18 protein-coding genes are annotated in these 21,750 nt (G+C 62.8%); 10 read left to right on the forward strand and 8 right to left on the reverse strand.

Annotation, left to right across the window (positions count from 1 at the left end):
• The first annotated feature begins 32 nt into the window (after positions 1–32).
• Genes recC through recD form a run of 3 tightly spaced genes read left to right on the forward strand, consistent with a single transcriptional unit; the run spans position 33 to position 9,077 of the window.
• Positions 33–3,452, forward strand: coding sequence for an exodeoxyribonuclease V subunit gamma (recC, locus tag GTP58_RS05360; RefSeq protein ID WP_161076571.1), 3,420 nt, complete (start codon positions 33–35; stop codon positions 3,450–3,452).
• Positions 3,449–7,150 carry an exodeoxyribonuclease V subunit beta gene (gene recB, locus GTP58_RS05365; RefSeq protein WP_161076572.1) on the forward strand — a complete coding sequence of 1,234 codons (3,702 nt, stop codon included), beginning with the start codon at positions 3,449–3,451 and terminating at the stop codon, positions 7,148–7,150. Before recC ends, recB begins: the two co-directional genes overlap by 4 nt.
• Entirely contained in the window at positions 7,143–9,077 is a 1,935-nt protein-coding gene (recD, locus tag GTP58_RS05370) for an exodeoxyribonuclease V subunit alpha (protein WP_161076573.1), read from the forward strand. The genes recB and recD overlap by 8 nt, the downstream gene beginning before the upstream one ends.
• A 98-nt stretch (positions 9,078–9,175) precedes the next feature.
• Here the strand turns inward: recD and GTP58_RS05375 are convergent, their stop codons facing one another.
• From GTP58_RS05375 to GTP58_RS05385, 3 genes are all read right to left on the reverse strand, one after another.
• Positions 9,176–10,051, reverse strand: coding sequence for a serine hydrolase (locus GTP58_RS05375; RefSeq protein ID WP_161076574.1), 876 nt, complete (start codon positions 10,049–10,051; stop codon positions 9,176–9,178).
• Positions 10,052–10,302: 251 nt separating this feature from the next.
• Positions 10,303–10,524, reverse strand: coding sequence for a molybdopterin-binding protein (locus tag GTP58_RS05380; RefSeq protein WP_072784171.1), 222 nt, complete (start codon positions 10,522–10,524; stop codon positions 10,303–10,305).
• Between the two features lie 83 nt (positions 10,525–10,607).
• Entirely contained in the window at positions 10,608–11,624 is a 1,017-nt protein-coding gene (locus GTP58_RS05385) for a sulfate ABC transporter substrate-binding protein (protein ID WP_161076575.1), read from the reverse strand.
• A gap of 237 nt (positions 11,625–11,861) precedes the next feature.
• On the opposite strand from GTP58_RS05385, the gene GTP58_RS05390 reads away from it, so the two are divergent.
• Positions 11,862–12,392 carry a GNAT family N-acetyltransferase gene (locus GTP58_RS05390; RefSeq protein ID WP_072784173.1) on the forward strand — a complete coding sequence of 177 codons (531 nt, stop codon included), beginning with the start codon at positions 11,862–11,864 and terminating at the stop codon, positions 12,390–12,392.
• A gap of 52 nt (positions 12,393–12,444) precedes the next feature.
• Here GTP58_RS05390 and GTP58_RS05395 read toward each other — a convergent pair whose 3' ends face one another.
• The gene (locus tag GTP58_RS05395; protein WP_161076576.1) at positions 12,445–13,251 is read right to left on the reverse strand and encodes a class II glutamine amidotransferase; all 807 of its coding nucleotides are present in this window, start codon (positions 13,249–13,251) and stop codon (positions 12,445–12,447) included.
• 156 nt (positions 13,252–13,407) lie between these two features.
• Here GTP58_RS05395 and GTP58_RS05400 point away from each other — a divergent pair, with 156 nt between their 5' ends.
• Positions 13,408–14,229 (forward strand): EAL domain-containing protein, encoded by an 822-nt coding sequence (locus GTP58_RS05400; protein ID WP_161076577.1) that lies wholly within the window; start codon positions 13,408–13,410, stop codon positions 14,227–14,229.
• Positions 14,230–14,232: 3 nt separating this feature from the next.
• On the opposite strand, the gene GTP58_RS05405 is transcribed toward GTP58_RS05400, so the two are convergent.
• Complete coding sequence (locus GTP58_RS05405) at positions 14,233–14,574, reverse strand: energy transducer TonB (RefSeq protein WP_161076578.1); 342 nt, start codon at positions 14,572–14,574, stop codon at positions 14,233–14,235.
• A gap of 225 nt (positions 14,575–14,799) precedes the next feature.
• Positions 14,800–15,042, reverse strand: coding sequence for a hypothetical protein (locus GTP58_RS31010; protein WP_202413610.1), 243 nt, complete (start codon positions 15,040–15,042; stop codon positions 14,800–14,802).
• Between GTP58_RS31010 and GTP58_RS05410 the strand changes: the two genes are divergently transcribed.
• From GTP58_RS05410 to GTP58_RS05430, 5 genes are all read left to right on the forward strand, one after another.
• Entirely contained in the window at positions 14,996–15,574 is a 579-nt protein-coding gene (locus GTP58_RS05410) for a DUF882 domain-containing protein (RefSeq protein WP_072784642.1), read from the forward strand. The genes GTP58_RS31010 and GTP58_RS05410 overlap by 47 nt on opposite strands.
• A 114-nt stretch (positions 15,575–15,688) precedes the next feature.
• Positions 15,689–16,102 (forward strand): hypothetical protein, encoded by a 414-nt coding sequence (locus GTP58_RS05415; RefSeq protein WP_161076579.1) that lies wholly within the window; start codon positions 15,689–15,691, stop codon positions 16,100–16,102.
• A 23-nt stretch (positions 16,103–16,125) separates the two neighbouring features.
• Positions 16,126–16,899, forward strand: coding sequence for a transporter substrate-binding domain-containing protein (locus GTP58_RS05420; protein ID WP_161076580.1), 774 nt, complete (start codon positions 16,126–16,128; stop codon positions 16,897–16,899).
• Positions 16,900–16,902: 3 nt separating this feature from the next.
• The gene (locus GTP58_RS05425; RefSeq protein WP_072784187.1) at positions 16,903–17,565 is read left to right on the forward strand and encodes an amino acid ABC transporter permease; all 663 of its coding nucleotides are present in this window, start codon (positions 16,903–16,905) and stop codon (positions 17,563–17,565) included.
• Between the two features lie 60 nt (positions 17,566–17,625).
• A complete protein-coding gene (locus GTP58_RS05430; protein ID WP_229215428.1) occupies positions 17,626–19,767 on the forward strand; it encodes a bifunctional diguanylate cyclase/phosphodiesterase in 2,142 nt (713 codons plus the stop codon).
• Here the strand turns inward: GTP58_RS05430 and GTP58_RS05435 are convergent.
• A complete protein-coding gene (locus GTP58_RS05435; RefSeq protein ID WP_161076581.1) occupies positions 19,764–20,807 on the reverse strand; it encodes a hypothetical protein in 1,044 nt (347 codons plus the stop codon). The two genes, GTP58_RS05430 and GTP58_RS05435, sit on opposite strands and share 4 nt — an antisense overlap.
• Before the next feature lie 20 nt (positions 20,808–20,827).
• Positions 20,828–21,739 (reverse strand): flagellar hook-associated protein FlgL, encoded by a 912-nt coding sequence (gene flgL / locus GTP58_RS05440; protein WP_072784195.1) that lies wholly within the window; start codon positions 21,737–21,739, stop codon positions 20,828–20,830.
• Positions 21,740–21,750: the final 11 nt, after the last annotated feature.

Raw genomic sequence — 21,750 nt, forward strand, 5'->3', positions numbered from 1 at the left:
ATAATAGGGGCTGGACCATAACGAAGAGCCCTATGCACCCTGGCATCACCCCCGGCTTGCTGATTTTGCACGGTAATCAGATGGAGCAATTGCGCGCCGCCGTTTTTCAATGGCTGCGCAATCATCCGCTCGGGGCGCTGGAGCCGGAAATCTTCCTGGTGCAGTCGAACGGCGTGGCCGAGTGGCTGAAAATTGCGCTGGCCGAGGAAATCGGCATCTGCGCGGCCTCGCGCGTGGCGCTGCCCGCCCGTTTTCTATGGGACGCCTATCGCGGCATGCTGGGCCGCGACCGCGTGCCGCCCATTTCCGCTTTCGATAAAGGCCCGCTGACCTGGCGTTTGATGCGGCTGTTGCCGACCTTGCTGGCCGAACCGGTGTTTGCGCCATTGCGTCACTTCCTCGCGGACGGCGAGGCGGAGCGCCGCTTGCAGCTGGCCGAGCGTCTGGCCGACTTGTTCGACCAGTATCAGGTGTACCGCGCCGACTGGCTGGATGACTGGGCTGCGGGCCGCGACCAGATGCGTACTGCGCGCGGCGAACTTGTGCCGCTGCCGGAAGAGCAGCGCTGGCAGGCGCAGTTGTGGCGGTCGGTGATTGCGGATGTGGAGCCGCACGAGCGTGGACTGGGCCGCGCCACCGTGCACACGGAATTCGTGCGTGCCAGCGCGGCGGGCGAGCAACCGCTGGGGCGTCTGCCACGCCGGGTGGTGATCTTTGGCGTTTCGGCGCTGCCGTTTCAGACCTTGCAGGCGCTGGCGTCGATCGCGCGTTATACCCAGGTGCTGTTGGCGGTGCCGAATCCCTGCCAGTACTACTGGGGCGACATCATCGAGGGCCGCGACCTGCTGCGCAGCGCGCATCGGCGCCAGCAACTGCGCAATGGCCAGGATCTGGGCCAGATTCCGCTGGAAGAGCTGCACGCGCACAGCCATCCGCTGCTCGCGAGCTGGGGACGCCAGGGCCGTGACTTCGTGCGTATGCTCGATGAATTTGACGAGGGCGCGCAGGCTGCTGCCGCTGAAAACGATGAGGTGGCGCCGCTGCGCGTGGATCTGTTCAGTGAAGGCGAGGGCGATACGCTGCTGACGCAGGTACAGGCCGCAGTGCGCGAGCTGCTGCCGATGTCCGAACACGCAGCGCTGTCACCGCTCGCGGAGGGTGACCGCTCCATCGAATTCCACGTCACCCACAGCGTGCAGCGCGAGGTGGAAGTGCTGCACGACCAGCTGCTCAAGATGTTTGCCGATGCGGAGCAAAACGGCCGTCCGCTGCGTCCACGCGATGTAGTGGTGATGGTGCCGGACATCGACACCTTCTCGGCCGCCATCCACGCCGTGTTTGCCCAGCACCGCCGCAACGATGCGCGCTATATCCCGTTTGAAATCGGCGACGTCAACGACCGCAGCGTCAATCCGCTGCTGGTGGCGCTGGAGTGGCTGCTTCGTTTGCCGCAACAGCGTTGCCGGCAAAGCGAAGTACGCGACCTGCTGGACGTGCCGGCGCTGGCCGCCCGTTTTGGCCTGCATGAAGACGACTTGCCGACGCTGGGCCGCTGGATCGAAGGCTCCGGCGTGCGCTGGGGGCTGGATCAGCAGCACCGCAGCGGCCTGGGGCTCGGTCCGGCCGGTGAGCAGAATGCCTGGATTTTCGGCGTGCGCCGCATGCTGCTCGGCTATGCCAGCGGCGCGTCGGGCAGCTATGCCGGCATCGAACCGTATGCGGAAGTGGGCGGGCTCGATGCGGCGCTGGCGGGTTCGCTGGCGCAGATGGTGGAAGCGTTGCTGCACTGGCGTGCCATGCTGGCGGAGCCGCACACGCCGGCTGAGTGGGGCGTGCAGGCGCGTGCGCTGCTGGCAGCCTTCTTCAAAGCCAACGAGGAGGGCGACCGCCTCACATTGGCACAGCTGGACGATGCCCTCAACAAATGGCTGGACACCTGCGAGGGCGCCGGCTACGAGGAGGCCGTGCCATTGGCCGTGCTGCGCGAAGCCTGGCTGGGATTGATGGACGAGCCGACGCTGAACCACCAGTTCGTTTCCGGCGGCGTGACCTTCTGTACGCTGATGCCGATGCGCGCAGTGCCGTTCCGCGTGGTCTGCCTGCTTGGCATGAACGACGGCGATTTTCCGCGCCGCGCGCCGAAGGCCGACTTTGACCTGCTGGCGCTGCCGGGCATGGCGCGGCCAGGCGATCGCTCGCGCCGCGACGATGACCGCTATCTGATGCTGGAGGCTGTGCTGGCGGCGCGTGACAAGCTGTATATCAGCTGGGTAGGGCGCAATGTGCGCGATAACAGTGAACAGCCGCCGTCGGTGCTGGTATCGCAGCTGCGCGATTATCTGGTCAATGGCTGGGGGCTGGATCTGCATGCCCGTACCACGGAGCACGCCTTGCAACCGTTCAGCCGCCGCTATTTTGAGGATGGCGGCCTGCTCACCTACGCGCGCGAGTGGCGCGAGGCGCACGGTGAGGAGACCACTGCGACGGAGGCCACAGAACTGCCGCCGTTCGATATCGACGACAAATTCCGCCTCAAGCTGGGCAGCCTGCATAACTTCCTGCGCCAGCCCGTGCGTTTCTTCTTCCGCCAGCGGCTGGGCGTGATGTTCGGCGAAGCCGCGCTGGTGGGCGAGGACGAGGAACCGTTCTCCCTCAATGCGCTGGAGCGCTATCTGCTGGAAGACACCATGCTTGATGACGGCGAGACGCCGGAAGAAATCGACCAGGTCTACGACAAGCTCACGCAACGCGCCGAACGCCTTGCGCGCGAGGGTGTGCTGCCGATTGGCCTGATCGGCCAGCAGTACCAGCACCAGCTGGTGGAAGCCCTGGTGCCGGTGCGCTGTGCATGGCTGACGCTGCGCCAGTACTACAATAAGCCGGCGCCCAAGGTGGCGCTGAATCTCGAACTGGCCGGCGTGCCGCTGGATGACTGGATCGATCAGCTGCGGAAAAACGAGAGCGAGACGGTGTGGCTGGCGCAGATGTCGTCGCGCGTGGCCGACAAGCAGGGCAAGCCGCGCGGCGATAAATTGATCGCGATGTGGCTGCGCCAGTTGGCGGTATCCGCCACCGGCATGCAGGTGACGGGTTATCTGGTGGCGCGCGATGCAATCGTCACCATGAACCCGCTCGACCCCGCGCAGGCGCAGGAGGCGTTGCGCGAGCTGGTGTGCCTGTGGCGCGACGGCATGAACCGTCCGCTGCCGACTGCCTGCAAGACCGCGCTGGCGCTGGTGCAGGAGGGCGATCCGCGCGCTGTCTACGATGGCGGCTTTGAGGTCAACGGCGAAAATGAGGACCTGTGCCTGGCGCGTTTGTGGCCTGACTTCTCGTCGCTGAGCAGCGAGCCGGATTTTGACGATGTATCGCGCGCCCTGTATGAGCCGTTGGCGGACTGGATGGAGCAGCATATCAAGGTAGAGCAAATTGACGGCGAGAGCGCGGAATGAGTAACACGGCCAATCAACTCGCCCCGCTGACGTTCCCGCTGCATGGCTCGCGGCTCATTGAGGCCAGTGCCGGCACCGGCAAGACCTGGACCATCGCTGCGCTGTATGTGCGGCTGGTGCTGGGGCATGGCGATGACAATGCCTACCGGCGGCCCTTGCTGCCTGCCGATATTCTGGTGATGACCTTTACGCGGGCGGCGACGCGTGAGCTGTCCAACCGCGTGCGCGAGCGTCTGGTGGAGGCGGCGGCTTACTTCCGCTCGCACGAGGGGCGGGGGCAGCGCGACGATTATCTGGACGCGCTGCTGGAGTCCTATCCCGGCTACAGCGCACAACAGCAGGCGGCGCACCGCTTGCAGCTGGCTGCTGAAACGATGGACGAAGCGGCCATCTTCACGATTGACGCCTGGTGCCAGCGCATGCTGCGCGAGCACGCCTTCGATAGCGGCAGCCTGTTTGATGAAGAACTGGTCAGTGATGAACAGGCGCTGTTCGAGGATGCTGCACACGATTACTGGCGACAGCAGGTCTACCCACTCAATGCGGTGTCGCTGGACGCGCTGCTGTCGTGCTGGGGCGATGTGGGAGCATTGAAGTCATCGATACGCGAGCTGGTCAAACGTGCCGATATCATCGGCGAGGTGGATGCGCGCGGCGCATCGCTGGGCGCCCTGATCGCCGACGTGCAGCGCAAGCAGCAGGCGCAGCTGGCTGAACTCAAGGGCGGCTGGTGGGAGCGGGCCAACCGCATGGAGCAGTGGATTGCGCAGCATCGCGCGGTCGATCCGAAGTGCTTCAACGGCAACAAGATGCGTGCTGATTCGCTGGTGAGCTGGTTCAACGGCTTACGCGAATGGGCGCAGAATCCCGCAGCCGTCATGCCGGAGATATCGGATACGGCCTGGAAGCGGCTGACGCCCTGGGGCATCGAGGATGCCTTCTCCAAGAATTTCAGCGCCGCCGTCCCCGAGGACTTTGACGCCATCGAATCACTGAAGCAGGCGCTGGATGGGATTGAGCCGCTGTCGCACGCGCTGTACCGCCACGCAGCGGCGGCAGTGGCGGACCGCATGGCCGAGTTGAAGAAACGCAGCCGCCAGTTCGGTTTTGCCGACATGCTGGACCGCCTGAACGCGGCGCTGCAAGGTGAGAATGGCGCCGCGCTGCGCAAGCGGATTACCGACCAGTATCCGGTGGCGCTGGTGGATGAATTCCAGGACACGGCGCCGAACCAGTACCAGATCTTCAATGCGCTGTACCGCGTGGCGGAGAACGACCCGGAGACCGGCCTGTTCCTGATTGGCGATCCCAAACAGTCCATCTATGGCTTCCGTGGCGCCGACATCCACAGCTATCTGTCCGCGCGCCGCGCCACTGCGGGCCGGCATTACCAGCTGGGCACCAACTATCGCTCGACCAAGCCGGTGGTCGACGCCGTCAATCATTTGTTCCTGCATGCCGAAGGCCGTGGCGGCGACGATGGTTTCGCACGGGGCGCGTTCCGCTTCCGCGATCCTGCCTCGCGTGAAAATCCGCTGCCGTTCGAGGCGGTCGGCGCCCAAGGCCGCAAGGAGCGCATGGTGGAGGCGGGCGGTGATGTGCCGGCGCTGGTGATTGCCTGCAGCGCGGCGCAGGACTTGAAGGCGGATAGCTACCGCGAGTTCTTTGCGCATCACTGTGCGGAGGATATCGTGGCCCGCCTCAATGCCGAGCACACCGGCTTCGCTGGCGGTAACAAGGGCTTTGAACGCCTCAAGCCTGCCGATATCGCGGTGCTGGTGCGCGACCGCAAAGAGGCTGCTGCGATCCGCCGCGCGCTGCAACGGCGCGGTGTGCCCAGCGTCTACCTGTCCGACAAGGATTCGGTCACGGACAGCGAAGAAGCCGCCGATGTGCTGCGCTGGCTGTCGGCCGTCGCGAATCCGCTGGATGGCGCGCTGGCGCGTGCCGCATTCGCGACGCGTACCACCGGTTTGCCGCTGGCTGAACTGGCGCGTTTGTCCTCGGACGAACTGGCGTGGGAAGAACGGGTCGAACAGCTCAAGGCACTGCACATCATCTGGCAACGCCAGGGCGTGCTGGCCATGCTGCGCCGTTTCATCCACGAGCTGCAATTGCCTGCGGCCCTGCTGCAGCAGGTTGGCGGCGAACGCCGTCTGACCAATCTGCTGCATCTGGCGGAGTTGCTGCAATCAGCCAGCCGCCAGCTGGATGGCGAACAGGCGCTGATACGCTGGCTCGCCGAGCAGATCGAAGGCGGCGAGGGTGCGGGCGATGAGCGTGTGCTGCGCCTGGAAAGCGACGCCGAGCTGGTCAAGGTCGTCACGGTGCACAAGTCCAAGGGCTTGGAGTATCCGCTGGTGTATCTGCCGTTTGCCGTCACCGCGCGCAAGGTGGAGCGCCGCAACCGCAGCTTCTTTGAGTTCAGCGACGATGATGGCGTGCGCCGCATCGATATGGCGCTGACCGATACAGCGATGGAACTGGTCGAACGCGCGCGCCTGCAGGAGGACCTGCGCCTGATGTACGTGGCATTGACGCGCGCGCGCCATTTCCTGTGGCTGGGCGTGACCGCGCTGTCGGCCCGCAAGGCCGGCGAGAACACACTGCACGAATCCGCACTGGGCTATCTGCTCACTGGCGGCGCACCGCTGCCGTCGGACTTGATGATGGAACGCTGGCACCACGCCTGCCAGGGCTGTGACGATATCAGCATCCTCAGCTTGCCGATGGATGGCCAGCCGGTCACGCGTCTGAGCCGTATTGAAGAACGCCCGCCGTTGCTGGAGCCGCAGCACTACGGTGGTCATTTTGAACGGGACTGGTCGGTCGGCAGTTTCAGCTCGCTTGCGCGCCGCACGGGGCCGACCGGCACCATCAGCGCGGCTGGCCTGGTGCCACGCGACGCGGCCGAGGCGAAGCTGCTGGAAGGCGCCGATCAGCCAGCCATCGTGCAGGCGTCGCGCGTGGAGGGTGTGGCCTGGCATCGTTTCCCGCGTGGCTCCGTCCCCGGCAACTTCCTGCACGAGCAGCTGGAGTGGATGGGGCAGGAGGGCTTTGCGATTGTCGATGACGAGAATTTCGCTGCGCGCCTGACGCGCCGCGTGGAGCGCGCCGGCTGGGGCAATCGCCTCGACGACACGCTGGTCTGGCTGCGCGAGATCGCCAGCACAACGCTGCCGTATTTGAACGCATCGTTGAGCCGCATTGTGTCGCCGCTGCCGGAGATGGAATTCTGGTTCCCTAGCGATCGGCTCGGTACGGCCGCGCTGGACCGGCTGTGCGCCACGCATCTGCTGGGCGGCGCGCCGCGCCCCGCGCTGCCGGAGCGCGAACTGCACGGCATGCTGAAAGGTTTTTGCGACCTGGTGTTTGAACACGCGGGGCGCTACTGGGTGCTGGACTATAAATCGAATGCCCTGGGCAGCGGTGACGCGGCTTACCACGAGCCGGCGCTGATGACAGCCATGGCCGAGCATCGCTACGACATCCAGGGCGCGGTCTATATGCTGGCGTTGCACCGTTTGCTGCAAAGCCGCCTGGGCGACGCCTACGATCCGGCGCAACAGTTGGGCGGCGCCATCTTCATGTTCTTGCGTGGCATCGGCAATGCGCAGACGCGCGGCTGCTACCGCATCGAACCCGATCCTGAACTACTGGATGGCTTGGATAGCCTGCTGGGTGCAAGTGATGAATGACGAATTTTTTACGCAGGTCGATGCGCTGACCGAAGCGGGCCAGCTGCGCCGGTTGAGCGGCGCGTTTGCGCGCTTTATCGCGTCGATCGGCGCCAGCTCGCCGCCGCTGATGGCGGCCTGCGTGCTGTTGTCCGAGCTGGAGGGGCGTGGGCATAGCTGCCTGCTGCTGTCGGAATTGAACGCCGACCCGGCCGCGCTGCTGGGCTGGAACGGCGACGAATGGCATCATCTGCGCGCATCGGTTGATGGCTGGCCGGAAGATCTTGCCAGCTGGCGCATCTTGCTGGCGGCCTGCGAACAGGTCTGGCCGGTCGGCGGCGCGGATTGCAGCCAGCCGCTGGTGCTGGATGGCGACCGGCTGTATCTGCGCCGCTACTGGCAGGACGAAACCCATGTGGCCGCCGCTGTCCGTGGCCGCGCGCTGGGTGGCGTACTGGCCTCGGATGCCGATGCAGAAACCGCCGAGATCCGCCGCTGGCTGGATATCCTGTTCCCGCACGCTACGCGCGGTGGCGGTGTCGACTGGCAAAAAGTCGCGTGCGCGGTGGCGATGCGTGGCAAATTAGGCATCATTACCGGTGGCCCGGGCACGGGTAAAACCTACACGGTGGCCCGTCTGCTGGCGCTGCTGTTTGCAACGGCCGGCAGCACGCGCCAGTCCGGCTTGCGGGTGGCGCTGGCGGCGCCGACCGGCAAGGCAGCTGCCCGCCTCAAGCAGTCGATTGACGATGCGCTGGATAAATTGGCGGTGCTGGTCGGCACGGCATTGCCGCTGCGCGAGCTGACGGCACGCATGGGCGCCGCGCGTACGCTGCACAGCTTGCTTGGCGCACGCCCGGATACACGTGCCTTCCAGCACAACGCCGGTAATCAGCTGGATGTCGATGTGCTCATCGTCGATGAAGCATCCATGATTCATCTGGAAATGATGTCGGCACTGCTGGCGGCGCTGCCGCCGGAAGCGACATTGATTTTGCTCGGTGACAAAGATCAGCTGGCGTCGGTGGAAGCCGGTGCGGTGCTGGGCGACCTGTGCCATAACGCCGAAGCCGGTGAGTATCTGCCGGAGACCTTGTCTTATGTGCAAGCTAGCACAGGGCAGCAGATCCCGGACGACTATGCCGGCCACGGCGGCCCGATTGCGCAGCAGACCGTCATGTTGCGTGAGAGCCGGCGTTTTGGTGGTCCGATCGGCGAGTTGGCGCTGGCCGTCAATGCCGGCAATGCGGCCAAGGCTGTTGAAGTATTGCGTTCCGGGCAAGACTGCAAGGTCGCCTGGACCGACTTTGCGCAACCTGGGGACATGCTTCAGCTGGCGTTGTCGGGTTATCGGCAATATTTGCAATTAATTAAAAATTCAATCGCTGATGCGGATGACGTCGCACGACTTGCTATTTTGAGAAGCTTTGAAGGCTTCCGTATTTTGTGCGCGGTACGCGACGGCGAGTGGGGCGTGTCCGGTCTTAATGATGCCATCGAGCAACGATTGCAGTCGGCTGGATTGCTCAAGAAAACGGGCGAATGGTATGTCGGGCGTCCCGTCATGGTCACCCGCAACGACTATGCGACCGGTGTTTTCAACGGCGATATCGGCCTGACCCTGCCTGACCCGGCACGGCCGGGAGCGCTGCGCGTCTACTTCTCGGAAGGCGAAACGGTGCGCAGCGTCCTTGCCACCAGGTTAAGAAATGTGGAAACCGCGTTTGCCATGACCGTGCATAAATCGCAGGGTTCGGAGTTCGCGCACACCGCCATGGTGCTGCCCAAGGACGGCGGCAGCATGCTGGCGCGCGAGCTGATCTACACTGGCATCACGCGTGCACGCGACTACTTTACGTTACTCACGCCGAATGGCCAGGTACTGCTGGACGCCATCGGACAACGCACCCAGCGTGCCAGCGGCTTGCGCCATCTGCTGGATAATTAAGCCAAAAATTAGCTTGTTGACACCAATTTTTGGCGTGCGTACGGGCGTAAAAAAGCCGGACAGCGAGGTCCGGCCCTGTGGTGCGTGGCGTCAGCCGCTTACATTGCGCGGCGGCTGCGCTTGCCGGCCTTCACCGCTTTCTTATGGCGCGTTACCGACGCCTTCATGACTTTTGGTTTCTCATCCGGGCCGGCAATGAAGCGGCGAATGTTGACCGCATCCATCAGGCGGGCCGAATTGGCCTTGGCGTTGAGCAGCACCAGGGTGGCATTTTTGCCTGCGGATTTGAAGCGCATGATGAGGCAACGGCCAGCTTCCTCGGTGTAGCCGGTTTTGGACAAACCGACATCCCAGCCCTTGGCGCCAACCAGGCGGTTGGTGTTGTGGTATTCCACTTTGCGACCCTTGATGTTGATCACATCTTTGGTGTCGGTGGTGATGCGGCGGATGTCCGGATAGGCAGCGGCGGCGCTGGCCATCTTGACCAGGTCGGTCGCGGTGGACATATTATGCGGCGACAAACCGGTCGGTTCTTCGATCACGGTCTGGGTCAGACCCAGCGTGCGGATCTTGGTCTTGACCGCGTTTTTGAACGCGTCTGCACCGCCAGGGTAGGTGCGGGCCAGCGATGCCGCGGCGCGGTTGTCTGACGACATAAGCGCGAGTTGCAGCACATCACCACGCGAAATTTCGGCGCCGACCGGCACGCGCGACGCGCTGTGTTTCAGCATGTCAACGTCGGTATGGTCGATGGCGATTTTTTCGTCCATGTTTTGTTTGGCATCCAGCACGACCATCGCGGTCATCAGCTTGGTCAGCGAGGCGATCGGCACTTGGGCGTTGGCGTTCTTTTCGAGCAGCACCTTGCCGGTGCCGTCTTCGACCACCAGCACCGACTGCGAACCCAGCGGTACTGCGGCGAACGCAGCCGCAGTAAACGAAGTGAGCAATACAGCAACAATTTTCTTGAGCATACGGATATTCAGAGGGAACAGGAGTCTATCGGACACGTCAGGGCGACGTGGCGCGCGCAATCTAGCTATACGGCAATATTCTCTAAGGATAGACAATATCATTAAAGTGGGTTCTCGTCTATTGTGCCTAAGTGTCTAATTCTTATATTTTTTATGCGATATGGCCTGCTTGATGCAAAAAAGCCCTGAGACGGGAGTTCTCAGGGCTTTTTTCCGTTTTTCCGGCCACGGCGGCAGCCGGGACGGGGACGTTAGCTGCCGATCTTGGCGATCGACACTTCGGTGGATTTCACCAGGGCAATCACTTCACTGCCCACTTTCAGGTTCAGGTCTTGAATCGAGCGCGAGGTGATGACGGAGGTGACGATCCCGTGCTGGGTCTCTACATCGACTTCCGAAACGACTGGGCCAAAGATGATTTCCTTGATCTTGCCACGGAATTGGTTGCGTACATTAATTTCAGAAATGGCCATCGTGCTTCCTTTGTCTGGTTAATTACTACACTTCCAGATTACGGGCACGATGGCCATTTGCAAACGAATCTATCCGAATAATCTTATTTGTTATAGATTTTGTCGAATTCGGCGCCATCGTCGAAGTGCTTCTTCTGCGCCGTTTTCCAGCCGCCGAACACGTCATCGATGGTGAACAGCGTGACCTGGCGGAAGTTGGCGTTGTACTTCTTGAAGGCTTTTTCCGAGCGTGGACGCAGCGAGTGCTTGGCGATGATTTCCTGGCCTTCTTCGCTGTACAGGAAGTTCACGTAGCCGGTGGCCTGCTTGCGCAGGTTGCGGCGGTCCACCACCTTGTCGACCACGGCCACCGGCGATTCCGCCAGAATCGAGATCGATGGGTAGATCACATCGAATTTGTCGCCAAACTCTTCGCGCACCAGATTCACTTCGTTTTCAAACGTCACCAGCACATCGCCGATTTCGCGCTGGGTGAAGGTGGTGGTGGCGCCGCGGCCGCCGGCATCCAGCACCGGCACGTTCTTGAAGATCTTGCCGACCAGGTCGCGGGCCTGTGCTTCGTTGCCGCCTTTCTTGATGACGGCGCCCCACGCCGCCAGGTAGGTGTAGCGGCCATTGCCTGAGGTTTTAGGATTCGGGATGATGACTTTGACGCCCGGCTTGCCCAGGTCGGCCCAGTCCTTGATCTGTTTAGGATTGCCCTTGCGTACCAGGTACACCATGGTGGAGTAGAACGGCGAAGCATTGTTCGGGAATTTCTTGGCCCAGTCGGCCGCTACCACGCCGCGCTCGACCAGAATGTCGATGTCGTTGGCCTGGTTCATGGTGACCACCGACGCTTCCATGCCGTCTGCGACCGAACGCGCCTGCTTGGATGAACCGCCGTGCGACTGGTTCACATCAATGGTTTCGCCCGTGGTCTTTTTCCATTGCGCGGTGAAGGCGGGATTGATCTCTTTGAACAGTTCCCGCGTGACGTCGTACGCGGCGTTCAGCAGCACGGTATCCGCAGCGTGCGCCTGCGGCAAGCCAAACAGGGTGGCCGAGGCGGCCAGGAAGGAGGCGAGGATAACGCGGCGAGTTGAATTTTTGGTGGTCATAATGAGCTTTCGTAATAACGAGCGCTCATAGTGTAAAATTTCGCCCCGAAAAGATACGAATTTTTCGTAATATGCTTAGAAGTTCGCTATAAAACATATATGGATTTTTGAAAACATTAGTGGGCAAATAAGGAAGCACCCTCTAGTCTGGCAGCATCCGACAGCCTTATGCCGCTTGGTGTATAGTCCGTACCAGCACAGAAAGGCGTGCTATCAGTAATAGTTTTGTGAGCGTACATGAGTCTTGAAATTCGTATTGCTGCTTCGACGGATGCGGAGGCAGCGTGCAATGTATTGCGCCGGTCCATCAGGGAATGCTGCGAACTGGATCATAAGAATGATCCCGCCATCCTCGATGCCTGGCTAGGCAATAAAACTCCGCAGATGGTGGCGAACTGGTTCAGTTCCCCGACCAATTTTTCGCTGGTGGCTGTCAGCGAAGGCGTTGTCGTCGGCGTCGCATTGCTGACGGGAGCGGGCAAACTGGCGCTGTGTTATCTGTTGCCGGAAGCACGCGGGCAGGGCGCCGGCAAGGCGCTGCTGGCGCGCATGGAGGAACAGGCATGCAGCTGGGGCGTGAAGGCGCTGCAATTGCATAGCACGGCCACCGGCAAGGACTTCTTCGCCCAGCGTGGCTATACCGATGCCGGCATGGTGCGCTCGCCGTATGGCGTCGAGACGGTGTTTTACTGGAAGCAGCTGGATGAGGACACCACCTGTCCTAACGCGCCCAAGCGCAAGCGCTTCTGCAATTGCAATAGCGATTGATGTAACCATTGGTTGCCGCGCGCTGCTCGGCGCCCGGCGAAGCGCACAGTAATCAGTAGCACATCGCCAGACGGAATTCGGCGTCACGCGCCGGTGTCGCGCCGACCTCTTCACCGTTGACAAACAGCTTCAGCGCGCCAGCTTCCAGCCTGGTCCATGCCTCGTTCGAGGTCAGCGGGTGGGTGGCGATCACGGCAATGCGGTCGTCCAGGTGGTTGTGGCGGCTGAAGTCGATGCTGAGGTCGCAGTCGATCAGATGCGCCACCGAGAACGGATACTCCCTCACGACATAATGCAGGTCGGTGCTGCAATGGGCGAACAGCAGGTCGCCATTCGACAGGATGAAATTGAAAGTGCCATAGGCCGCTATCTCGCCAGCCAGCGTCTCCACCGCCGCGTACAGCACATGGCGTTCCGGCGGACTGTCGAAGCGCAGCGCCAGGCCGGACAGCAGGTGGCAGAAGGCGCGCTCGCTATCCGTGTCGCCCCACGGCGCATACAGACTCGGGTTGGGATCGAACAGCTGCAAGTCGCCGTTGTGGGCGAACGACCAGGTCTGGCCCCACAGCTCGCGCGTGAACGGATGGCTGTTTTCCAGCGAGACGCGGCCTTGCGTGGCTTTGCGGATATGCGCCACCACATTGCGCGCCTTGATCGGACTCTGCTTGAATTGCGCCGCCAGCGGCGAGTGGATCGACGGCAGGTAATCGGTGTACAGGCGGCAGCCGTTGGGCGTATGCAGGGCGATGCCCCAGCCATCCTTGTGTTCCCCGGTGCGGCCGCCGCGTTCGGCGAAGCCGGCAAAGGAAAAGTCCACGGCGGCGGGTTTATTGCTGCTCATCGCGAGTAATTGGCACATGACTAGACGGCGGAGTTAATCGATGACATCACGATAACGGCCGCACCGCAGGGGCGGAACGAATGTTTTGGCATATCCATAGGCGAAAGCATTCGTTCTGCTTTGCCGCGCGCGGGCATACGCTGTCGACATTATTCGTACCCCTAGAGGAGTTCCATGTCATTCCCCATCTTGCAGAAGTACCTGGCGCGTTTATCCGACGCGACCGGCGCCGCTTCCAGCATCTGGCTCGATCACGAGGGCAAGGCGCAAGGGCGGTTTTTCAATTGCACCATGAGCAGCGCGTTCCAGCCTATCCGGCAACTGGACAGCGGCGCGGTGCAGGCATACGAAGGTCTGGCGCGCAGCGTGTCGGCGCAGGACCAGGGACTGTCGCTGTGGAAGCTGCTCGACCATGCAGCCAGCGATGATGAATCCATCGAACTCGACCGGCTGTGCCGCATGCTGCACGCGATTAATTTCTTCCGCCAGGCCGGGGAGTCGCAGGCGGACCTGTATCTGAATGTACATGACCGTTTGCTGAGCGCCGTCAGCAGCAATCACGGCCACGCGTTCCGGCGCATCCTGGATGCGCTGGAGCTGCCGCTGAGCCGCGTGGTGCTGCAACTGCCGGCGGCGACGCCGCAGCAGGGCTGGCTGTTGAACTATGTGTCGGACAACTACCGCCGCAACGGCTTCCGCTTTGCGGTCAACGTCAACAGCCCGCGCGATGCGCTGGGCGTGCTGGACCGCCTGCGGCCGGATGTGTTCAAGCTGGATGTGCGGGAATTGCAGGACCGGGCGGGCCTGCTGGAAGTGCTGCAGCGTTGCGCGGCTGCCGGTGTGTCGGTGGTGTTCAAGCGGCTGGAGACGCCCCAGCACGTGGCGGCCTTGGGCGAACTTGCTGCCGATGCCGGCGCCTCCTTGCTGGTGCAAGGCTATCTGCTGGACGAACCGCGCGCCACCCTGCCGCAGGAGCAGGCGCGGCGCGCTGCCTGACGCTTAGTTCAGGACCCAGTTGTACTGGACTTGCGCCCACACCGGCTCGCTGCCGTTGCTCGCTGGCTTGAACTTGCAGCTGGCGCCGGCGCGCAGCGAGGCTTTGTCCAGCGCTACGTGGCCGCTCGACGAGATCACTTTGGTATCTTGCACATTGCCATTGGCGTCCACCAGGACCGCCAGTTTTACATTCCCTTGCAAGTCATCGTCCTGCCATGCGGTACGGTAGTTCGGCACGTTGCATTCGGCGTTGCTCAAGCGGCTATTGCTGGTGGTGGCTGCTTGCGATGGGTTGATGGTCGACAGCAGAATCAGGGACACGGCGGCGATAGAACGGATGATCATGATGGGCTCCGGTAGTGAGTGCGATGAGTTCACTATACTGCGGTGCATCATATATGAATACTTTATTGTTGGAATGCCAGCCATCAAAAATTGAAATAACTGAGGGCTTGAAAACGTTTCTGATACGCAGTTTCTGTATCGTTGCAGCAGCCGTATCATTTCTTAAACGTAAGTTGCGCAGGTTTTTCTTTCCCTCAGCATAAGCTATAGTAACAATATTGTTTTTTACGAGTAGGCTATGGCATCGCGCAGAGATTTTTTACAGCAGGGTTTGGGGCTGACCGCAGCGAGTTTTTTGTCCGTACCCTTGATTGGTTGTGCATCGAGCACACCGGTGCGGCATAGCAGCACCAGCGCTGCCGCCGCAAAACCGGCAGTGCACAGCACACCGGCCGCGCCTGCGGTGGCGTCGTCCGGCGGCATGCCGCGTGCATCGGAGCAGTCCGCGCCGTCTGGCGCCGGCGGCATGATGGAACCACCTCCCGATATTTTTGACGCCCAGGCGCTGGACCTCGAGTTCTGGCTGCGTCCGCGCACGATTGAAGTGATACGCCCGGCCAGCAAGGAGCGCGCCAAACTGCTCTACTGGAAAGATGGCGAGATCATCGAATCGGCCTATCAGGATTTGTGCCACCTGATGCGCGACGTCAATGGCGGCAATGAGGCGCGCACCATCGATCCGAAGCTGTTTGAAACGCTGTGGGGCACGCAGGCTTTCGTGCAGCGCTACGGTATCGATTCGCCGCTGGAGATCCTGTCCGGCTACCGCACCCCCGCCTCCAACCAGAAGCTGCGCGAAGCCGGTGTGCCGGCCGCGCGCCAGTCGCTGCACATGGTGGGGCGCGCGGCCGACATCCGTATCGCCAACCTGAACGCTGAAGTGCTGGGCGGACTGGTCAAGAGCTTCCGCCAGGGGGGCGTCGGTTTCTATTACCGTGCCGGTCCACGCGGCGGCTGGATCCACGCTGATACCGGCCTGCAACGCACCTGGAAGGGCTAATTGCCGTTGCGGCGATGGCGGCGGACGTCAGCTGTTCTGCGGTCTGTGGGCCGTCGACTTCATGCTTTGTCCTGCGATCGATTACACTGGCGGCTTAATGAGTAAGGAATCGTTATGCAAGACAACAGTGAGCCGCCACGCTTTCGACCGGTGCCGTGGAGCGGCCTGGAAACGCCTGCCGATGTAGAGCTGTGGATAGAGGAACATAATCAGTCCATGCTGCAGCATATCGGCAAGCATGAAACGGGTTATGGCGTCTGCTTCACGCTGGCCGAGGGCGGCGAGATTTATCTGCAAACCACCCAGGACGGCGCGCTGATTCTGGATGTGACGCCGGAAGCGGCATGGGTGGCGCCGCTGATTATGGCGGCCGCGCGCATCGGCGACGCGCCGCCGGGCCGGCTGTGGGTACTGCCGAACGATAAGCTGGTACAGTTGATGATCGGCCTGAGCGGATTGATCGCCAGTTCCATCCTGGTCGTGGGCCATGATTTTGGCCTGCGCCGCCGCATGGGCGCCGCGTGGTAGGCGTCCGTTTTTAAAGGGATTTCATGCGCGAACGGGATTTCGTATTGATGCTGGCGCTGTGTGCCGCCTTGCCGGCCATGGCCGCCGATCTGCTGGGCGCCGTCAAGGCGCGCGGCACGCTCAAGGTCGCCATGGAAGGTACCTATCCGCCGTTTAACTACCGCGAGAAGAATGGCGAGCTGGCTGGCTACGATGTCGATGTCGCGCGCCTGGTCGCGGGCAAGCTGGGCCTCAAGGTGGAGTTTGTCACCAGCGAATGGGCCAGCATCCTGGCCGGGCTGTCGGCCAACAAGTATGACGTGATCATTTCCCAGGTCGGCATCAACCCCAAGCGCGAGCAGGCGTTTGATTTCTCCGAACCGTATATCTATTCCGTGCCGCAGCTGATCGTGCGCAAGAACGAGACCGCCACATATAAATCGCTGGCCGAACTGAAGGGCAAAAAGCTCGGCGTCGGGCAGGGCAGTGTCTACGAGCAGCAGGCCAAGGCGGTGCCGGGCATCGAGGTGCGCAGCTATGCGGCCGCGCCGGAGACCATGGCGGACCTGGCCTCCGGCCGTATCGACGCCGCGCTCAACGATAGCCTGATGTCGGCCTATCTGCTGAAAATCTCCAGGCTGCCGATCAAGGCCGGTGCGCAGGTCGGCGCCGTGGAGCGCATGGGCATCCCGTTCCAGAAAGGTAATCCGCAGTTCAGGCAGGCGCTGAACAAGGTGCTGGCCGATGCCGCCGCCGATGGCAGCCTGAAAGCCATTTCGCTGAAATGGTTCGGCACTGACGTCAGCAAGGCGCCATAATCCATGGAATGGCTGGAGCTGCTGCGCGAGGCCGCGCCGGTCATGTTGCGCGGCGCCGGCTATACGGTGCTGTTCGCGCTGGCAGCCATGCTGGGCGGCTTGCTGATCGGTTTTCCGGTGGCGATCGTGCGGATGCTGCCTTACCGCGTGCTGGCGTGGCCGGCCAATGTGTATGTCAGCCTGATGCGCGGCACGCCGCTGCTGGTGCAGATGTTTGTGATCTACTACGGCCTGCCCAGCATCGGTATCGAGTTCACGCCAGTGACGGCCGGGATCCTGGCGCTCAGTCTGAACTCGGGCGCGTTTCTGTCGGAAAGCCTGCGCGGCGCGATTGCCGCAGTCAGCCAGGGGCAGTGGGCCGCCAGCTACAGTCTGGGACTGGGCTACTGGCGCACGCTGTACCACGTGGTGCTGCCGCAGGCGCTGCGCGTGGCGGTGCCGGCCATGAGCAATACGCTCATCAGCCTCATCAAGGACACCTCGCTGGTGTCGGTGATTACGCTGACGGAACTCATGCTCTCGACCAAGGAAGTGATTGCCACTACCTTCCAGCCGCTGCCGCTCTATCTGGCCGCAGCCGCTATCTATTGGCTACTCAGCCTGCTGTTTGAAGCGCTGCAACGGCGCGCAGAACAACGCTTGAACCGCGCACACCGTTCCCGATAGCTGGTACGCTCGACATCGCTCTCGTGTGATGTTAGTCTAAAGACATCAACGAGGGGGTGTATGGATAAGACTATGCACGCTGAATTGCCAGGAATGGCCGTGTTTGCCGACGCGGCTGCACTTGCGCCGTCGCTCACGCCATTTGCGGTGATGGGCGCCGAGATGGAACCAGACTGGTTCAATGATATTTATCTGCTGGCGCCGGTCGGCTACTTCGTGCTCGCGCCGGACACCAGCATCCTGCAAATGAACGTGGTAGGCGCGGACCTGCTTGGGATTGCACGCGCCAATCCGGAGCGGCTGCCGCTGCGCCAGTTCATCGCGCCGCGCTTCCATGAGGACTTCGACCGTTTCCTGCGGCGGGCCATCAACACCACCCAGCCAGAGCAGTGCGACCTGCAGATGCTGCGCCACCGCAACCAGCAGGGTTTTCCGGTGTCGCTGCGCGCCAGCGCCGACAGCACCGGCCAGACCATCCGCGTGGTGCTGGAACTCGCGGAAGGCAAGATGGCAGCGCTGGAACGCAGCGAGGAACGCTTCCGCCGCATCGTCCACAACGCCGAGGAAGGCATCTGGGAAATCGACGCCGCCGCGCGCACCAGCTTTGTCAATCCGAAGATGGCGCAGATGCTGGGCTACACCATCGAGGAAATGCTGGAGCAGCCACTGGTGGCGTTCATGGACGAGGAGGGCCGCACCATCCTTGAGCGCAATATCGCGCGCCGCCAGCAGGGCATGGCCGAACGCCACGAATTCAAATTCCTGCGCAAGGACGGCAGCGACCTGTGGGCCACGCTGGCCACCAATCCGATCTTTGATGCGGACGGCAGCTACCGCGGCGCGCTGGCGCTGGTCAGCGACATTACCGATACCCGCGCCTCGGCGGAACTGATCTGGCAGCAGGCCAATTTTGACGCGCTCACCGCGCTGCCCAACCGCCATATGTTCAATGACCGCCTGAACCAGGAAATGAAAAAGGCGCGGCGCGAGAATGTGCAGCTGGCGCTGCTGTTCATCGACCTCGACGATTTCAAGGACATCAACGACCTGCTGGGCCACGAGCAGGGCGATGCCGTGCTGGTGGAAGCGGCGCGCCGCATCGGCTTGTGCGTGCGCAGTTCGGATACGGTGGCGCGGCTGGGCGGCGATGAGTTCACCGTGATCCTGTCCGGGCTGGACCAGGTCAGCAGCGTCGACCGCATCGCCCAGAGCATGCTGACCCTGCTGAACCGGCCGCTGGCGCTGGGCGCCGCGCAGCCCTCGATTTCTGCCAGCGTCGGCATTGCCCTGTTCCCGTCCGATGCGGGCACAGCGGAAGAGCTGGTGCGCAGCGCCGACCAGGCCATGTACGCGTCCAAGCAGGGCGGCCGCAACCGCTACAGCTACTTCACGCCGGACCTGCAGCTGGCGGCCCAGGCACGCCAGCAGGTCACGCTGGACCTGCGCTCGGCGCTGTCGCTGGAGCAGTTCGAGCTGCACTACCAGCCCATCGTCAATCTGCAGAACGGCAAGGTGGAGCGGGCTGAAGCCCTGCTGCGCTGGCGCCATCCGCAGCGCGGGCTGCTGGCGCCGTCGGAGTTCCTGCCGTTTGCCGAGTCAGGCGGCCTGATGCTGGAGATCGGCGACTGGGTGTTCCGCCAGGCCGCGCAGCAGGCACGCCGCTGGCACGAGCAGCTGGGCGCGGGCTTCCAGGTCAGCATCAACCAGTCGGCCACGCAGCTGCGCGGCGATACCGCGCTGTACGTGTCGTGGCTGAACTACGCCACCCAGCTGGGACTGCCGGTGCGCAGCATCGTGCTGGAAATTACCGAAGGGGTGCTGCTGGACGGCGCCGCGCGCGCCAGCGAGCGCTTGCGCGACCTGCGCGAGATGGGCTTGCAGGTGGCGCTGGATAACTTCGGCACCGGCTACTCCTCGCTCTCGCATCTCAAGCATTTCGGCATCGACCTGCTCAAGCTCGATCACAGCTTCATCCAGCACCTGGCCCACGACAGCGGCGACCTGGCCATGTGCGAGGCGCTCATCGTCATGGCGCACAAGCTGGGATTGCGGGTGGTGGCGGAGGGCGTGGAAACGGCGGCGCAAAGCGGCTTGCTGGCCATGGCCGGTTGCGATTACGCGCAGGGATTTGTGTTTGCCGGCGCGCTGCCGCCGGACGAGTTCACCGCGCTGGCGCAGCGCGGCATCAGTCTGCTGAATTAACGCAGGCTCAGCAGGGAGATCACGCGCTCGCGGCTGATGCCGGCCAGCGCCGAAGTGATCGACAGCAGCGACTGATAGCCGGGCTGCTTGGTGGTGCTGACGAAGTTCTGCGCCACCTGGTCCATGCCGTTCTTGGTGGCCACCGGCGCCGCGCTCTGTACGCGCGCACTGACTTGCGCCAGCGCCTGATGCACGGAGGCGATCGACTGCTCGACCTTGGCCAGCGCCTGCACCACCTGCTGCAGCGTGGCGCGGATGCCATCCAGATCCGAGGTGTTCCAGCTGTCCGGTTCGATGTCGGCCGATTCCGATTCCGCCTTGACCCGGTTCAGCTGGCCCGCAGGGAAGCGCACGCCGCCGCCTTGCACGGCGATAGTGTCACGCACATTGGTCCACTGCGATTCGGCGGTGGAAAACGCCAACTGGCCGTCGCTATTGATGGCGGCGCGCACCCCGGCCGGCGCCAGCGCTTCGTCGAAACGCTGGGCGATCTGGCTGTCGGACAAGCCCGGTTCCAGCACCACCGAGCGCACGTTCTGGCCGCCGCCGACCGAGATGGCCAGCACTTCGCGGCCGCCCGAACGCAGATTGCCCAGGTTCATGCCGCGGATCGTAAATTGGGTATTGGTGCCCTTGGTGCTGAAATTCAGGCGCGCATCCAGCGTGCCGCCGGACGCCGTGCTGCGGTTGCGCCAGCTATTGCTGAACTGGCGCACGCGCGCTTCGACGGCGCCATCGGCGCGCTGGCGGTTGGCCAGGCGGGCGCTGAGGTCCGCCTTGAGGTTGCGCAGCTGGGCCGCGCTTTGTTCGAGGAAGTCGAGCGCCTGCTGGGCGCCCGAGATGTCGCCTTGCAGCGGCTGGTCCCAGTTGTTCAGGCCACGGCGCAGCGGCGCCGCCGAATTCGGCGTCGGCGTGACCGGCGTCGCGGTGGCGGCGTTTTCGCCGTTGAGCCCCAGCGATGTGCCGTCCACCGCAGTGGCATTGCCGGCATTGGCGCCGGGAACAATGACTTGGGGTGTGGATGTGGACGTGATTTGCATACGCTTAGGGCCGGAAAGGGTTACAGGATGTTAAACAGCGACAGGCCGCTGACCTTGGCATACGCCTTGTAGGACGCTTGCAACGCGGTGTTGTAGCCGTTCATCTCGGTGACTGCCGTGGTCATGTCCAGCGAACCCAGGTCCAGGATCGCGGTCTGGTTGGACAGGCTGACGTTGGCGTGGTTGCCGTCCAGCGTGGCCATGACGTTTTGCGCGCCGCCGAAGCTGGCGACCTTGCCCGACACCAGGGTCAGGGTGTCGGCCGCGCCGTCCATATTGGCTTTGATGGCAGCCTGCAGCGATGGCGTCGAAGCGGTGATGCCTGGCTGCGACAGCTGGTCGATCGTGGTGTCCATCTGGTTCAGCAGCGACTCCAGGCCCTTGACGTCAACGTTGACGGTTTGCGTGATGCCATTGCCGACCACCGATTTCTGCTCGTTGGTGTTGCCGGTAAAGGTGTAGCGCGAGCCGGCCGGCGCGGTAGCGTCGTAGCTGATCGACGGGGTATTGGTCAGCGTGCCCGAGAACAGGTAGCGGCCTTCCTGGTCTTTCTCGTTGGCGCTGTAGTAAATACTGTCGCGCAGCGCGGTCATTGAAGTGACCATGGCTTTCAGGTCGTCGCCGGTATTGCTGCCGTCCGAGGCCCACACCAGCAGGTCGTGGCTCTGGGTGATGTCGTTGACCATACTGGTCAGATAGGTCTCGTTGGTCGACAGGCGGATCTTGATGGCCGAGATGTTGTCGCGGTACTGGCCGACGATGGCTTCTTCGCGGTTCAGGCGCGACAGGCGCACGGCGGTGACCGGATCGTCCGACGGCACCTGGATGGCCTTGCCGCTGGCGATGCGCTCGGTCAACGAGGACAGGGCGCTCTGGTTGTCTTGCAGGCCGCGGTTCATGGTGGCCTGGAACTGGCTGGTGGCGATACGCATTCAGGCTCTCC

Source organism: Duganella sp. CY15W, from assembly GCF_009857555.1.
GTDB classification, from domain to species: Bacteria; Pseudomonadota; Gammaproteobacteria; order Burkholderiales; family Burkholderiaceae_D; genus Rugamonas; species Rugamonas sacchari.